The organism is Sporosarcina sp. QA0331 (genome assembly GCF_055808055.1).
Map to the genome: position 1 here is coordinate 1,756,256 of NZ_CM147850.1, position 15,499 is coordinate 1,771,754.

20 protein-coding genes are annotated in these 15,499 nt (G+C 40.1%); 18 read left to right on the top strand and 2 right to left on the bottom strand.

Features of this window, described 5'->3' with window-relative positions; translation table 11 throughout:
• Window positions 1-26 precede the first annotated feature (26 nt).
• The 7 genes from AC0L13_RS08600 (at window position 27) to AC0L13_RS08630 (ending at window position 5,954) form a co-directional block, all read left to right on the top strand.
• Complete coding sequence (locus AC0L13_RS08600) at window positions 27-1,913, top strand: ABC-F family ATP-binding cassette domain-containing protein (protein ID WP_473645918.1); 1,887 nt, start codon at window positions 27-29, stop codon at window positions 1,911-1,913.
• A gap of 17 nt (window positions 1,914-1,930) precedes the next feature.
• Window positions 1,931-3,064: a conserved virulence factor C family protein gene (locus AC0L13_RS08605; protein ID WP_473645921.1), complete on the top strand. Its 1,134-nt coding sequence runs from the start codon at window positions 1,931-1,933 to the stop codon at window positions 3,062-3,064.
• Between the two features lie 206 nt (window positions 3,065-3,270).
• Window positions 3,271-3,708 (top strand): BrxA/BrxB family bacilliredoxin, encoded by a 438-nt coding sequence (locus tag AC0L13_RS08610; RefSeq protein WP_473645923.1) that lies wholly within the window; start codon window positions 3,271-3,273, stop codon window positions 3,706-3,708.
• Window positions 3,686-4,483, top strand: coding sequence for a class I SAM-dependent methyltransferase (locus AC0L13_RS08615; RefSeq protein WP_473645925.1), 798 nt, complete (start codon window positions 3,686-3,688; stop codon window positions 4,481-4,483). Before AC0L13_RS08610 ends, AC0L13_RS08615 begins: the two co-directional genes overlap by 23 nt.
• Window positions 4,484-4,786: 303 nt before the next feature.
• Window positions 4,787-5,389 (top strand): YpjP family protein, encoded by a 603-nt coding sequence (locus AC0L13_RS08620; RefSeq protein WP_473645927.1) that lies wholly within the window; start codon window positions 4,787-4,789, stop codon window positions 5,387-5,389.
• A gap of 210 nt (window positions 5,390-5,599) precedes the next feature.
• Entirely contained in the window at window positions 5,600-5,749 is a 150-nt protein-coding gene (locus AC0L13_RS08625; RefSeq protein ID WP_473645929.1) for a hypothetical protein, read from the top strand.
• Between the two features lies 1 nt (window position 5,750).
• Window positions 5,751-5,954 (top strand): hypothetical protein, encoded by a 204-nt coding sequence (locus AC0L13_RS08630; protein ID WP_473645931.1) that lies wholly within the window; start codon window positions 5,751-5,753, stop codon window positions 5,952-5,954.
• Between the two features lie 93 nt (window positions 5,955-6,047).
• On the opposite strand, the gene AC0L13_RS08635 is transcribed toward AC0L13_RS08630, so the two are convergent.
• Entirely contained in the window at window positions 6,048-6,539 is a 492-nt protein-coding gene (locus AC0L13_RS08635; protein ID WP_473645934.1) for an Rrf2 family transcriptional regulator, read from the bottom strand.
• A 219-nt stretch (window positions 6,540-6,758) separates the two neighbouring features.
• Between AC0L13_RS08635 and AC0L13_RS08640 the strand changes: the two genes are divergently transcribed.
• The 4 genes from AC0L13_RS08640 (at window position 6,759) to AC0L13_RS08655 (ending at window position 10,382) form a co-directional block, all read left to right on the top strand.
• Entirely contained in the window at window positions 6,759-7,397 is a 639-nt protein-coding gene (locus AC0L13_RS08640) for an FMN-dependent NADH-azoreductase (RefSeq protein WP_473645938.1), read from the top strand.
• Window positions 7,398-7,481: 84 nt separating this feature from the next.
• Entirely contained in the window at window positions 7,482-7,925 is a 444-nt protein-coding gene (locus AC0L13_RS08645; RefSeq protein WP_473645941.1) for a carboxymuconolactone decarboxylase family protein, read from the top strand.
• A gap of 812 nt (window positions 7,926-8,737) precedes the next feature.
• A complete protein-coding gene (locus AC0L13_RS08650) occupies window positions 8,738-9,679 on the top strand; it encodes a thymidylate synthase (protein ID WP_473645943.1) in 942 nt (313 codons plus the stop codon).
• Between the two features lie 214 nt (window positions 9,680-9,893).
• On the top strand, window positions 9,894-10,382 hold the full coding sequence (locus AC0L13_RS08655; protein ID WP_473645945.1) for a dihydrofolate reductase: 489 nt from the start codon (window positions 9,894-9,896) through the stop codon (window positions 10,380-10,382).
• Between the two features lie 22 nt (window positions 10,383-10,404).
• Here the strand turns inward: AC0L13_RS08655 and trhA are convergent, their stop codons facing one another.
• On the bottom strand, window positions 10,405-11,040 hold the full coding sequence (gene trhA, locus AC0L13_RS08660) for a PAQR family membrane homeostasis protein TrhA (protein WP_473645948.1): 636 nt from the start codon (window positions 11,038-11,040) through the stop codon (window positions 10,405-10,407).
• Window positions 11,041-11,112: 72 nt separating this feature from the next.
• Between trhA and AC0L13_RS08665 the strand changes: the two genes are divergently transcribed.
• The 7 genes from AC0L13_RS08665 to deoD all read left to right on the top strand — a co-directional run bounded on the left by AC0L13_RS08665 (window position 11,113) and on the right by deoD (window position 15,418).
• A complete protein-coding gene (locus AC0L13_RS08665) occupies window positions 11,113-11,952 on the top strand; it encodes a DegV family protein (RefSeq protein ID WP_473645951.1) in 840 nt (279 codons plus the stop codon).
• A 47-nt stretch (window positions 11,953-11,999) separates the two neighbouring features.
• Window positions 12,000-12,812, top strand: a complete 813-nt coding sequence (locus tag AC0L13_RS08670; RefSeq protein ID WP_473645953.1) for a GDSL-type esterase/lipase family protein — start codon at window positions 12,000-12,002, stop codon at window positions 12,810-12,812.
• Window positions 12,813-12,824: 12 nt separating this feature from the next.
• Window positions 12,825-13,400, top strand: coding sequence for a YpmS family protein (locus AC0L13_RS08675; protein WP_473646921.1), 576 nt, complete (start codon window positions 12,825-12,827; stop codon window positions 13,398-13,400).
• Between the two features lie 47 nt (window positions 13,401-13,447).
• The gene (gene msrA / locus AC0L13_RS08680) at window positions 13,448-13,978 is read left to right on the top strand and encodes a peptide-methionine (S)-S-oxide reductase MsrA (RefSeq protein WP_473645955.1); all 531 of its coding nucleotides are present in this window, start codon (window positions 13,448-13,450) and stop codon (window positions 13,976-13,978) included.
• Window positions 13,975-14,400 carry a peptide-methionine (R)-S-oxide reductase MsrB gene (gene msrB, locus AC0L13_RS08685; RefSeq protein ID WP_473645958.1) on the top strand — a complete coding sequence of 142 codons (426 nt, stop codon included), beginning with the start codon at window positions 13,975-13,977 and terminating at the stop codon, window positions 14,398-14,400. The genes msrA and msrB overlap by 4 nt, the downstream gene beginning before the upstream one ends.
• Before the next feature lie 13 nt (window positions 14,401-14,413).
• The gene (locus AC0L13_RS08690; RefSeq protein WP_473645961.1) at window positions 14,414-14,635 is read left to right on the top strand and encodes a YozE family protein; all 222 of its coding nucleotides are present in this window, start codon (window positions 14,414-14,416) and stop codon (window positions 14,633-14,635) included.
• Between the two features lie 81 nt (window positions 14,636-14,716).
• Complete coding sequence (deoD, locus tag AC0L13_RS08695; RefSeq protein ID WP_473645965.1) at window positions 14,717-15,418, top strand: purine-nucleoside phosphorylase; 702 nt, start codon at window positions 14,717-14,719, stop codon at window positions 15,416-15,418.
• Window positions 15,419-15,499: the final 81 nt, after the last annotated feature.

Consider the following 15,499-nt stretch of genomic DNA (forward strand, 5'->3'; position numbering starts at 1 on the left):
TAGTTAGTAGAAATGGATGTGTTGTAATGAGCCAATTGATTGTGGAAAATTTAACAAAAAGCGTTGGGGAGAAAACGCTGTTTCGTGATATATCGTTCACGATTGTAAATGGGGAAAAAGTAGGCTTAATTGGAATTAATGGAACCGGCAAGTCGACGCTTCTTTCCATCATTGCCGGAGTAGAGGATGCAGATTCTATCAGTAAGGAAAATCCAAATAAATACAGTATTTCCTATTTACCTCAAACCCCAATAGTAGATCCGGCCAAAACTGTAATGGAAACGGTATTCATGTCAGATGCACCGATAATCAAATTGAATTTGGAATATGAATATGCACTTGCAGCACTCTCTGCTGATTCCTCATCTGCAGAAAATCAAGAACGTTTTTCACGATTGCAAAATGAGATGGACGCACGATCAGCTTGGGATTTGAACACAAAAGCGAGGATGGTTTTGACGAAGCTTGGGATTGACACTTTCGATAAAAAAATGGGCGAGCTTTCCGGAGGGCAACAAAAACGTGTCGCCTTGGCGAAAGTGATTATCGAACCTGCTGATCTTCTACTTTTGGATGAGCCTACCAACCACCTTGATGTACAGTCAATCACTTGGTTGCAGGAATACTTGAAGAGTGAGCAAGGGGCTGTCATGTTCATTACACATGACCGCTATTTCCTTGACGCGGTATCTACCCATATTTATGAATTGGCTAATCGTACACTTTACGCACATACCGGAAATTTCGCCGATTATTTGGAGTCGAAGGCGATCAGGGAAGAGATGGCGGAAGCGACAGACGCTAAGATGCGAAATAGGTACCGAACTGAGTTAAAATGGATCAGACGCGGGGCAAAAGCGAGATCGACGAAGCAGAAGGCTCGGATCGGCCGCTTCGAAGAGCTTCAAGAGAATCTGAAAAAAGAAGGCCCTGCTGTTGACATGGATGTGTCATTAAAAACATCCCGTCTAGGCAAGAAAGTCATTGAGGCGCATGATGTTTCAAAGGCTTTCAATCATAAAAAAATCATTGATCGTTTCAGTTGCATTTTACAATCGGGGGATCGAATAGCAATCGTTGGTCCGAACGGTGCAGGAAAAACGACGCTTATGAAACTGTTTGCGAATGATCTTGAACCTGACAGTGGCTCAATCGAGATGGGATCTACCGTGAAAATAGCGCATTTCCATCAGCGTCTACCGCATATGGACGAAAACAAACGAATTATCGAATACATTCGGGAAACGTCGAATGATATTGAAGATGGAGCGGGTGTCAGAATTTCTGCTACACAAATGCTCGAACGTTTTCTGTTTCCTTCTTCTTCTCACGGAACCCCGATCGGAAAGTTGTCCGGTGGTGAAAGAAAACGGCTTTACTTGTTAAAGTTGCTCATGGAACAGCCGAATGTATTGTTGCTTGATGAACCGACGAACGACCTTGATATCGAAACTTTATCAGTGCTTGAATCGTTTATTGATTCGTTTCCAGGTGTCGTGATGACGATCTCGCATGACCGCTTTTTCCTTGATAGGACATCTACGAAGCTATGGGTGTTGGATGGCTCTGGAAATATTGATGTGCTATACGGCCTGTATTCCGAATATCTTGAAGCGGAATCTGATAAAACAGATGAAGTCACTTCTAAAAAAGACGTCCCAGTTCAACAGCCGTCCGAGCCCATCGTTGCTAAAAAGCGAATGACGTATTCAGAGAAAAAGGAATGGGAAACAATTGAGCAGGACATTGAGGATATAGAGGCGAAAATCGAATCGACAGAAGCAGAAATGATTGAATTCGGATCGGACTATGATCGTTTGCGTGAATTGACAAAGGATCTGGATGAACTGAATGCCGAATACGAGCGTTTAATAGAACGGTGGACATATTTACAAGAAATATCCGAATCATAAAGTGAGGAGTGTTCGAAATGAAAATTGTAACGATAGAACCGACGCCAAGTCCAAACTCGATGAAGATTATTTTGGACAAAGAGCTTCCAATGGGTGTCAGCCATAACTATAAAAAAGAGGATGCAGCAAGTGCACCGCATCCTGTATCGAAAATGCTTTCTATTAAAGGTGTTAAAGGAATCTATCATGTGATGGATTTCATGGCGGTTGAACGTATCGGAAATATTGCTTGGGAGGATATACTTACTGAAGTGCAAGCTATTTTCAACGAAGAGTCAGTGGAAGTAAGCCGAGATGCCGAACAAACACCGGATGATCATTACGGAGAAGTGTATGTGCATGTTCAAACGTATAAAGACATTCCTCTTCAAGTGAAAGTTTTCGATAGTAACTCTGAAGTGCGATTTGCGTTAAGCGACCGTTTTCGTGAAGCAATGGAAAAAGTGCATAGTACAGAAGTGGAAAACTATATCCTCCTTCGTAAATGGGCAGATTATGGCATTCGATATGGAGAGAAGCAAGAAATTGGCGAAACTGTCGTGCTGGAAGTCGAAGCCGCATATCCGGATGAGCGTTTAGAAGAAATTATAAACCGATCAGAACAGGGAAAAAGCAATGTAGAAGAACGAAAGCGTAAAGTCACTCTGGAAGATTTCAATGTGGAAGAATGGGAAAAACGATTCCAATTGATTGATCAAATGCCAGATCCAGACGTTTCCGATCTTCCATTGCTTGATCGTGCGCTGGAAGATGAAAAAATGTCCATTCGCCGCCTTGCTACGGTTTACCTCGGCATGATTGAAGATGAGTCTGTTATTCCGTATGTAGAAAAAGCATTGAAGGATAAAAGTTGGGCGGTACGCCGAACTGCAGGCGACTGCATGAGCGATTTAGGCTTTGCGGGCTTTGAGAAAGCTGCTATAGAGGCATTGAAAGATAAGAACAAGCTTGTTAGATGGCGCGCTGCCATGTTCTTGTATGAATCAGGGACAGAAAACGCTTTGGATGCTTTACACGAAGCCGAAAATGATCCTGAATTTGAAGTGAAGCTGCAAGTCCGAATGGCTATTGCGAGAATCACTGAAGGAGAAGAAGCAAAAGGTTCTATTTGGAAGCAGATGACGGAAATCCACAGCAGTTCTCGTGAATAAATGAATGGAATGATAATAAACATCAGCAAAATGTGTTTCCTTGCATTTGCTGATGTTTTGTTTTTCTTAGTAATACACAAAATATATATTTTAAATAATAATATTATGTTAACTTATATTAAAAACTCATATCAAAAGCATGAAATTACAAAGCATTCATTGTAGAATGATACCGATAGTATTGAATTGTGAAAGGGGAAAGGAATATGAATGCATATGATGAGTATATGAAAAGTATCGTTAAGCCGATGAGAGAAGAACTTGTTCACTCAGGTTTCACAGAGCTGACAACAGCTGAAGAGGTGGAGGAAACGATGAAATCCGTGGATGGCACGGCTTTAGTTGTCATCAATTCGGTTTGCGGCTGTGCAGCAGGACTTGCTCGTCCAGCGGTCAGAGAAGCATTGAATTCATCTGAATACAAACCAGATCATCTATTTACAGTGTTTGCTGGACAAGATAAAGAAGCGACAGAAACAATGAGAAGCTATTTCCCTGAAGTCCCTCCTAGCTCTCCTTCCATCGCTGTTTGGAAAGATGGTTCACTTGCCTATTTCATTCCAAGAGAACAGATCGAGAATTTTGAAATGGAACAAATCAAAGATCATCTGAGCGGCGTTCTTGAACAAGTTTGTGCAAAATAAGACAATCATCACAACTGCAGGTAGACCTGATCCAATCACTCATGAATTGGCTGCGATTGCTAGCAGGGAACTCGGTTTTCCGATTGTGGAAAGGAAGAAGCGTTCAGTTTCACTTATGCAACGTGAATATTCAGCCGATGTCCTTGTAGCAGGTAAAGAACGTTATGAACTGTACCGGATAGGAATGGAGCAACCGTTATTTTTTCATCCGAATTCAGGAGCTTTTCGTTTAAAGCGTATTTTAAAGGGTGAAACAGATCCACTCGTTGAGGCTAGTGCGTTAACAAAAGGTGATACATTCCTTGACTGTACACTCGGCTTGGCATCGGATAGCATTGTTGCTTCCTATATAATAGGTGAAGAAGGGAAGTGTGTAGGTGTAGAAGCGGATCCTACTGTAGCTTTTTTAGTGAAAACAGGCCTTCAACAGTTTCCAGCCAATTTTGAGGCATTGGAAACATCCATGCAGAAAATTGAAGTCATTCCATCGGAAGCGATTGAGTTTCTGGCGAATCAACCGGATAACTCTTGGGATGTTGTATACATTGATCCGATGTTTCAAGCACCGATCGAAGAATCATCGAATTTCAAACCTCTTCGTCAAGCAGGTGTACATACTTCCTTGACAGAAAAGTGGATCGAGGAAGCGTTCCGAGTATGCAAAAGACGCGTTGTCGTGAAAGATCGATTTGATTCGGAAGTTTTCACCCAATTTGCCATGCAACGAAAAGTTAGACCAAACACTAAATTCCATTTTGGGTTCTTGTCGAAATGAAAAAGTCGTCCATTCCGTAGCGGGGTGGACGACTTTTTGTATCAGTTTGTAAAATTTAATGAGCTTAAATAAAGGACGAGTACGAGTAAACCAATTCCCATAAGTAATTCTACGTTCATTTATAAAACCTCCTTCATAAAACCTCACAATTAAGTTCAGTTTTATTGTACAATGAATTTAGGAAATATGAAACCTTTTCAAGCCCTTTTCGTAATATTAGGAAAGACAACGACAATTAACGAATAAACAATATAGCAAACTATTACAATAAAAATATTAACTACATAAAAAGCAGGTGGCCTAATGAAGAAATATTTACAGAATATTTTCATTGCACTCGTTGCGGTACTTACACTTGGCGTCATTTCGCCGAACCATGAAATATGGACGAACCTACAGCCGAAAGATGATACGAGGGAAGCTAACCTTCCAACGACCTCCAAACATGATTTACAATTAGGGTTAGAGGATTCCATTTTTGAACGTGAATCATTTGAACCGTCCTTATCGATTGAGGATTCTCTTTTGAATCCCGCCAAGGAATTGGCATACTTGAAATTCGGATCGAGAATAGGACCAGTCATTCAAAATGAGTTTGATAGCACTATTTTCCCGAAAATTGAAGAAGTTATTCAAGATACAGTAGCTTCTACTGGAGGACTTGAGAATAGAATGCTCTCCATTACTGAATACCCTTCCGGTGACTACGCAGAGAAAATGTTTCACGTATCCGACGCAGAGAATGATAAAGATTTGATTCGATTTCATGTAAGAACGGAAAAAAGGCCGTTGGACGGTTATTTCTATAACTTCCATTACCATACTGCCGAGGACGGATTTACTGTCCATCATTCACTTGGAGATATTTATTGGTCGAAAAACACACCGCCGAAATGGTTGTCCTGAAAATATTGGAACGCTCGTCAAAAAGACGGGCGTTTTTTATTGCATAAACATCCATAAGGATTACCGGTAAGAGGATATCTTCAGGACACTAAAGCCTCTTTTGTCAGCTCATATTAAACTGCTAGTCATCAAATCTTTCTCGACGTAGCGATTTAGATGCTGCTATTCTGGAACTTACGATGGCGATTGCGATGCAAGGAGGCGTGAATAATGTTTAATGAAAACTCAATAGTAGTACAAGCATGGGTACGTAAAATCAATCAAGGGTCGGTGACATTACAAGATGTTCCGGCTCTTTTTTATTTGCACGACGTTGTTACTGGCATTTTGGACAATAATACAAATGTGGAGGTTGAATAATATGTTTAATGAAAAGAGTATCGTAGTAAAAACGTGGTTTACAGCGGTCATAGGCGGTGTTTATCAATACAAAGACGTGCCAAATCTTTCGAATCTACGAGATGAAGTCGTCAAGAAATTCACTGAAATCGGTGACGACATCGAAACGAAGCTGCATAATCGGACCCTACTGTTCATCTTTCTTATTCAGCTAACGGTTAGTTGAGGAGTGATGTAATTCGCTATTAATCGAAAGAATATTTCTTGAACGAAAACAAGTCTCTCTAAATTCCTTAATAAGGAATTTAGAGAGACTTGTTTATATGTTGCTCTTAGAAAAAAATTTCCGTGTATCTTCACGTATTTGTTTAGGTAAGACACGACTAAGTTCTTCATTTAGCCATGAAAGTTTTTTACTTCGTAAATCATCACGCATTTTTTCTTCCGCAGAGAGCATAACTAAATTGATAGTACAAAAAGAGGGAGCTGAACAGCAGCCTTCTCGATACAAATAGCCATTATCTTTAATATTTTTACATTGAAAAATAGGCTTAGGTCCTTCAACTGCTTCAACTACATCCCAAAAGGAAATATCTTCTGGAGATTTAGCAAGTTTATAACCACCCTTTACTCCAGGAACTGAACTAACAATACCTGCCTTTGATAATTTACCGAAGACTTTTGAAAGAAATGTCTCAGAAAGTCCTTGGAATTCTGCTAACTCCTTTATCCCAATACTTTCCTTTGAAGGAATATCAATTAAATAAACTAGACAATGTAAAGCATATTCTACTCCGACACTATATTGCATGTAACTTCACCTACTTTTGATTAAGGGATATCAATTGTATCTTAGGAGGATTTGGAGTACTAGTCAAATAAATGACATCTCTCTTTGGTAAATTTCTTCAATTGACAAAAATAATTGCAGTGTATATTATAGACAATATTAATCGTTGATTAACTTAGTCCTTAATTAAAGCCTATTAAAGAGGACTATAAAATTAATCAAACTAATAGAGGTGGAACAATGAATATTTTACAGTTAATGGCTCATCCTGATTACAACAATCATAAAAGAGCAGCAAACCGTTTAGCGGATGTTGGATTAAAAACTTTACAAGAAAAATTAAATGGTCATGGAACAATCGAAGTATTAAATGTTTACAATCCAAATAATTTAATTCCGCAACTTACCGCTGACTCTTTAAATTTTACTAATCCTAAAGAAATGTCTGCTGAACAATTAAAAAATCATGAAGCACAGTATAAATTAATTAAACAATGGAAGTCAGCAGACTATATTTATATTTATATGCCATTGCATAATTGGAATGTCCCTTCAAAGTTTAAGGACTATCTTGATAATATTCTAACAGCAAGAGAAACATTCAAATACACTGAAACTGGTTCAGTTGGATTAATGTCAGACGAAACTACCAAGGTCACATTTATCCTCACGAGTGGAAGTGAATATGAAACGAATTACCGGTATGTAAATTTAGATATTGCACCACAATATATGCGTGGTGTACTGCACATGATGGGAATTAACCAAATGAAATTAATACGTGCTCAAGGCCTAGACATTTTTACTAACGACAAGGAAGAAATAATAAAATCAGCTGAAAAAGAGTTAGTAGGTTATATTAACTCACAGTCATTCTAAAGTAGAAAAAACAGAGACCATTTGATTAAAGGGAAAAGTATTAAAATACAGAGTTAACTAACTTTTTCAAGGGGGTAATTAAAAATGAAGCAACGAATTGATTATTACAATGTAGCACCAGAAGCAATTAAAATTATGATGGAAATGGAAAAGTATACGAAAACTACTGGAATAGATCGTAAACTTCGTGAACTTATAAAAATTCGTGCTTCTCAAATAAATGGTTGTGCATATTGTATTAATATGCATACGGCAGATGCTAGAAAAATGGGAGAAACGGAACAACGTTTATATTGTATTAGTGCTTGGAGAGAGTGTACATTTTATTCAGATGAGGAAAAAGTAGCTCTTGAGTTGACAGAGTACGTCACTTTAATCCCGACAAAACGTGTGCCAGATGAGCTTTATCAACGAGTACTTGAACATTATGATGAAAGACAATATGTAGACCTTGTTCTACTTATCAATCAAATCAACAGTTGGAATAGAATTTCTATTGCAATGGGTAATACAGCAACTGAAAAATAATAAATCCCACAATGCAAATCAGTAAGTATGAAGAGAAATAGTATTAATTTTGTAGGACGTCCAAATCATGGGGCGTTCTTTTTCTTTTGCTAAAAAGGGGTGAATCTAATTGTGCTAGAAAGTGAATACGTAAAGGTAATGACGGATATAGGGCTGGATAATGTGAAATCAAGACAAACTTGACGCAGCTTTGTGAAAAATTCGATCGGTTACAATCTGACATTTCCGAGGTCAAAATAGCAACAAGTGAAACAGAGCAAGAAATCGACAACTTGAAGATCAAAACGAACACAATCGAAATCCAACCTACAAAAAAGTACAGGACTTTCATGATAAAATTCCGCAAATGACCTCACTTGATTTCATGTCAGCTGGCTCCGGTTGTCAGCCTAAATTACATTAAATAAAGAAATTCAATAAAGAGAGGCTTATGCCTCCTCTTTCTAAAAAACACCTTATGATTCTTAAATAAGCGATCAATTTAACCTGTACCCCAAATCAATACTCTAAGATATACTTAAATACGAAAAATGGATTTTCGAGATGTCCAATGCAATCTTGATGTATAGCTGTTGTAAGATATTAAAATTTCTGATATTAAAAACAGCATCAAATTTTGATCGAAAAACACGCCGCCGAAATGGTTGTCATAAGACAAAACCGTTTCGGCGGCTTTTTTTCACTTTTATGGATGCTGAAATTCCATGTTTTAACTGGCTAGTACACAATAATAATGAATATGCGATGACCGCTAGGCGAAATTGCTTTCAGTTTTTGCTATACTGACAAGTAAGCACAAGGAGGATTCGATCATGAAACAATATTTGGATTTATGCTCCCATATTCTTGAACATGGAACTGTTAAAGAAGATAGAACTGGGACTGGAACAATAAGCGTTTTTGGGTATCAAATGAGATACGATCTCCAAGAAGGATTCCCATTGATGACGACAAAGAAAACGGCATTTCGATTGATCACTTCGGAATTATTATGGTTTCTAAAGGGAGACACTTCGCTCCGGACATTGATCAATGACCGCAATCCGATATGGGATGAATGGGGCTTTGAACGTTGGGTGAAAAGTGACGAATATGATGGGCCGGACATGACGGATTTCGGTCGTCGCAGTCTTCAAGATGAAGAGTTTGAACGTACATATAAAGAGGAAATGGCAATATATAAGAAGCGCATAGTAGAAGATGACGAGTTTGCTGCGAAATACGGTGATCTAGGGCCGATCTACGGCAAACAGTGGAGATCGTGGAGTTCAGGAGACGGCGTCATCGATCAAATTGAACAGTTGATTGAAGGTCTTAAACGGAATCCAGATTCCCGTAGACATATTGTCACAGCCTGGAATCCATCCGAAGTGAATGATATGGCTTTGCCACCATGCCACGCATTGTTTCAATTTTATGTAGCGGACGGTAAGTTATCGTGCCAACTTTACCAAAGAAGTGCTGATGTTTTCCTTGGAGTTCCTTTCAATATTGCTTCTTACGCATTGCTTGTCCATTTAATTGCACATGAATGCAATTTAGAAGTTGGCGAATTTGTCCATACGCTAGGGGATGCACATATTTATTTGAATCACGTAGAGCAAGTGAAGGAACAATTATCAAGAACACCGAAACAATTACCTACATTGAAAATGAATACCGACGGAAAATCCATTTTTGAATTAACCTACGAGGATATTACAGTTGAAGGTTATGACCCGTATCCGAAAATAAAAGCACCGATTGCTGTATAAAGAAAAAGAGTAAGGAAACTGAAGTCCATAGATGAAAAAATGATTTGTTCTAGTTGATTGAAGTGCAAGGCGGCGACTCCTGCGGGAAAAGCATGAGCTGAAAGCCCCGCAGGCGCGAAGCGACGAGGAGATTGAAGCCATGCCCGCGGAAAGCGTCCGCCTGGAACGGAAAGCAACTGTATGAAGCTTTTTAAAATGAAAAGAGGGTGATCTTTTGATTTCTTTACTTGTAGCATATGACTTGAACCGAGTGATCGGAATCGATAATAAAATGCCATGGCATATCCCGGAAGAGCTGAAATATTTTAAAAAAGTAACGATGGGTAAAGCTATAATCATGGGTAGAAAAACATTCGAATCAATCGGTCGCCCTTTGCCGGGTCGATTGAATATAGTAGTTACACGAAACGAAGATTATGAAGCTGCAGGAGTAGAAGTGTTCCATGATCTGCAACAGGCGATTGAACGAGGGAAAGAGTATTCCGATGAAGTTGTAATCATTGGCGGTTCCGAAATATTCAATTTGTCAATGGATATTGCTAATCGTCTTTACATAACGATCATTCGGAAAGAATATGAGGGGGACACGTTTTTCCCCGAACATGATGAGAGCTGGAAGCTTACATCTGAATCGGAAGATCATTATACAGAAGATGGCGTCCCTTATTCTTATTTAGTATTCGATAGGGTTTCGAATGCCTGACAAGGAAAACGAAAAAGCGTCCTCACACATAAAGGAGGACGCTGAAAAACATAGATGCACTGCCGGCAATGACGAAAATATGCCAAATTGCGTGGTTGAAAGGGATCTTTCTCCATGCATAGAAAATCGAGCCGAACGTGTATAGGATTCCGCCGATCACTAATAATGCGAAGCCTTCGATCGGCAAATTGGTGTATAACGGTTTGATGGCGGAAATGATCAGCCATCCCATTACAATATAGAAGACTAGTGAAACAGCTTCATATTTATGGATGAAAAACACTTTGAAAAGTATCCCGAGGATGGCTAGCCCCCAGATGACGCCAAAAAGTGACCAGCCGAGGGCTCCTTTTATCGTCACTAATAAAAATGGTGTATATGTCCCTGCGATAAGGACATAGATAGCCGAATGATCAAAAACGGAAAACAATTTTTTTAGTTTTGCTGGCATGCTATGTAAAAGCGTGCTCATTAGGAATAAAAGAACCATCGAAGCTCCAAAAATGGTGAAGCTGACGACTGCGGTTGCACTGCCATGATTAGTTCCCTCGATGATGAGGAAGACAAGCGCTGGAATGCTTAATGCAAATCCAATGCCGTGTGTGATGGCATTCCAAAGTTCCTCTCGTGAATTTTTATAATCAAATGCTTCGGACATACGCAAACCTCCTTGCATTTACAATTCTAACATACATTAACCGCCGCCAATATTATAAAGGAAGTGCTATTTTTGAAAAAAATTCATATCGTTACAGATTCCACAGCGGATTTAATCGAAAACTATACTGATCAATATGATATTCATGTTGTTCCGCTAACAATCCATATTGACGGCAATACGTATACGGATGGAATCGATATTCAACCAGAATCATTCATCGAAAAGATGAAAGGTAGCAATGAGCTCCCGAAAAGCTCACAGCCTGCTGCAGGCGTTTTCAAAGAATTATATGATCGTCTCGGTGAAGACGGAAGCGAAATCATTTCCATCCATATGACCGGCGGAATGAGCGGCACTGTAAAATCAGCTGAAGCCGCAGCTGAAATGACGGACTCGAAAGTGACTGTCATTGATTCTATGTTTATTTCCCATGCGTTGACGTTCCAAGTTGTAGAAGCTGCCAAAATGGCTAAAGGCGGGAAAAATGTGGATGAGATAACAAGTCGATTGGCTGACGTACGCAAAAACACAACATTATTCGTTGTCGTAGATATGTTAGATAACCTTGTGAAAGGCGGCCGCATTGGTAAAGGGAAGGCATTGATCGGTTCTTTATTGAATATCAAACCGATTGCAACTTTGCAAGAAGGAGTTTACACACCGGTTGCCAAAGCGCGGAGCCATAAACAAGTCGTTTCACACTTATTCAAGGCTTTCAAGGAAGAGACTGCCGGCAAAATTATCCGTTCAATCGGAATATCGCACGCAAATGGTATGGCAATGGCTGAACCGCTACTACAATTAATAGAGGAATCCGGTTTGAAAGATGTTAAATTCTCCTTCACTTCGCCAATTATTAGTACGCATACAGGTGAAGGAGCAATCGGTTTCATGTATTATACGGACTGATTGTAGAATTGGACGGTTCAATAACAAATAAAAGGGGAACTGTGTTTATGAGAAGAATTTTCCTAATCATCGTCTTCTCATTCGTTTTAACCGGGTGTCAGGAGATAGACGTTTCAAATACCTCTGCTTTCTCTGAAAGAGAGGGCGTTGCATTTTCGGATTTTAATGTCCCGGATTATTTCGTTCCTGAAAAGGTCACTGTCATCGGTCTTGGGGATTCACTGACCCAAGGGGTGGGAGATGAATATAAGAGGGATGGGTATTTCGGACGCGTTGCATTAGCGATGAATGATTGGAAAGGCGTCGAAGAGATTGAATCTAAAAACTTGGCCAAAAGAGGAAGGCGAAGCGATCAATTAATCGATCAATTGGAAAAAAAGGATATCCAGGAAGAGATCAAAAAGGCAGATGTCATCTATATGACAATCGGCGGGAATGACATAATGAAAGTTGTGAAAGCAAATCTTTTTAATTTGACCGCTAAGCCTTTTTATGCCGAGTTAGGTAAGTTTGAAAATCGGCTTGATGAGATATTTAAGATGATACGCGGATTGAATGGGGATGCCGTCATAGTCGTCTCGGGATTATACAATCCGTTGTCAATCGTTACTCATGAAGCGAATGAATTCGAAACGGTCATCGATGATTGGAATGAAGCGATTGAAATTCAGACGATCATGGACGGAAAGGCATGTTTTGTCCCTGTCGTCGACTTGTTTATAAGTAATGAAAACATGGTATACCACTCCGATTTTTTTCATCCAAATGCGAAAGGATATGAATCGATGGCAAATCGCTTTATTGAAAAAATCGATCAATGCGGTTTGACGGAATTATCGGATGGAAAATTGGATATGTAGAGGTGACCGTTGGTGAATATTTGGAAAATAGCATTTTTCGTCCTTGCCGGACTAATAGCATCCGCTATTATTGCGCTAGTGATTTTTCTTGAAAGTCCGGGGGATTCGGACCCGCTTCCTCCAGCCAGTCAATACACGCCGAATGGCAGCGTGCTGAGTGTCAAAGCGACTCGGAATGATTTGGAGGCGCTTGCGAATAATTACATCCGGAAAGCGATGAAGGGAGAAAAGCTTCCTGTTACGATGCAGATAAATGATGACGTCAGGCTTAATTCAGAATTGACAGCATTCGGAATTACATTTCCACTCATGATGCATTTTGATCCGGTTGTTCTGGAGGATGGAAACTTAATGCTGAAACAGACTTCTATGGAGATTGGCGAATTGGAACTTCCGCCGTCAACAGTGTTAAGTGTATTACGAGACTCGGTGAAGTTGCCGCCATGGATGATTGTAAGACCGAAAGAGGAAGAGATATTCATCCACTTATCGGAGCTTGAAATTGCAGGCGATTTACAAGTGAGGGCTAAATCAGTCGATCTTGTGAATGATAATATTGAGCTGGAAGTGACAATACCAACTGATTAAAGTCCAGCTTCGGGCGCCCTGTGCATTCTAAATGAGGAGGGGTATTTTTGGCAATTCAAAAAGCGACATTTGCCGGAGGATGTTTTTGGTGCATGGTGAAACCTTTCGATCGATATGAGGGTGTGTTATCCGTTGTCTCTGGTTATACAGGAGGAGATGTCGAAAATCCATCGTATGAGCTCGTTTGTACGAATACGACTGGACATCGTGAAGCCGTTCAAATCACTTTCGATGATGATGTTATTTCGTATGATGAACTGCTCACTATTTTTTGGAGACAGATTGATCCGACGGACGCCGGAGGACAATTCTTCGATCGTGGTGAATCGTATCAAACTGCGATTTTCACCCATTCTCCGGAACAGCAGCAACTCGCTCTAAAATCAAAACAAGAGCTTGATACTTCGGGAAAATTCGATAAACCAATCCAAACAGACATACTACCTGCCAAACCGTTTTATCCTGCAGAAGAAGGGCATCAAAATTATTACATGAAAAACCCTGCACATTACGAACGGTATTCGGTCGGGTCGGGACGCGAGCGATTCAAATATGAAAACTGGGGTGACAAAGCATGAAAGAAGATCTTCGAAATAAGTTGAACGATATGCAATTCTATGTAACACAGCAAAATGGAACAGAACCGCCATTCAACAATGAATTTGACGGTCATTATGAAGAGGGGATCTATGTCGATATCGTCTCAGGGAAGCCGTTATTCAGCTCCAAAGACAAATACGATGCAGGATGCGGATGGCCAAGCTTCACGAAGCCGATCGAAAGTGAAGAAGTGACAGAACATTTTGATGCAAGCCATGGCATGCGCAGGACGGAAGTGCGCAGCAAAACAGCTGACTCCCATTTGGGACATGTGTTTCCAGATGGTCCAGGGCCGGCTGGACTTCGCTATTGCATAAATTCCGCAGCATTGCGCTTCATCCCGGCAGACAAACTCGAAGAAGAAGGCTATGGCAAGTATTCCTATTTGTTTGAAGCCTGATAGGAGGTAAAAGATGGATCGTTCTTTTTATCAATTTGTCTTATCTTTCCGTGGGGGGAAGAAAGGTGATCCAAAATCTACATTCGCGGAGGCAATGTTCAATGATCATAGTTTCCCGAAAGATGAAAAAGGCTTCGACCCGCTGTCACGCTATTTGGAGGAGAAAGCGGATCCCGAAATGCCGAGTGTAGTATTTGATGAATTATTTGAAATGTACAAAGACCGTTTCCAATAGGTTTGAAGCACCATCTCCATTGCATAAACTGTGGAATAACTGTATGATTAGAAAAGAAATTTGAAAGTGAGGCGGATAAATTTGAGCATACATATTAATGCGAAAAAAGGCGATATCGCAGACACGATCCTTCTACCAGGAGACCCGCTGCGTGCAAAATATATCGCAGAAACATTTTTGGAAGATGTAACGCAGTATAACGAAGTGAGAAATATGTTCGGATACACAGGAACGTATAAAGGGAAACGCATCTCTGTTCAAGGAACAGGCATGGGCGTTCCATCCATCTCCATTTACATCAATGAGCTAATGCAAGAATACGATGTACAGAAATTAATCCGTGTAGGTACTTGCGGGGCAATTCAAAAAGACGTAAAAGTTCGTGACGTCATTATTGCTCAAAGTGCTACTACGAATTCACCGATCAACCGTACGTTTTTCAATGGCGTCGACTATGCACCAACAGCAGATTTCGATTTATTGCTAAAAGCTTATAATGCTGGTTTGGAAAAAGGACTTCATTTGAAAGTGGGTAACGTTTTCACAGAAGACTTCTTCTACAATGAGCATGCAGAGCATGAAAAGCTTGCGCAATACGGAGTATTAGCTGTTGAAATGGAAACGGCAGCTCTTTACACATTAGCTGCAAAATTCGGAAGACAGGCACTATCAGTATTGACGGTAAGTGACCACATTTTAACTGGAGAAGTGACTACTGCCGAAGAACGCCAAACGACATTCAATGACATGATCGTCGTCGCACTTGATGCTGCAATTCAATAATAGTGCATCGGAGGACCGCTCGCTGCATCAACGGCGGTCTTTTTTTGAATAAACCGGTATATCGGGAAAGAAAGTGGGGAA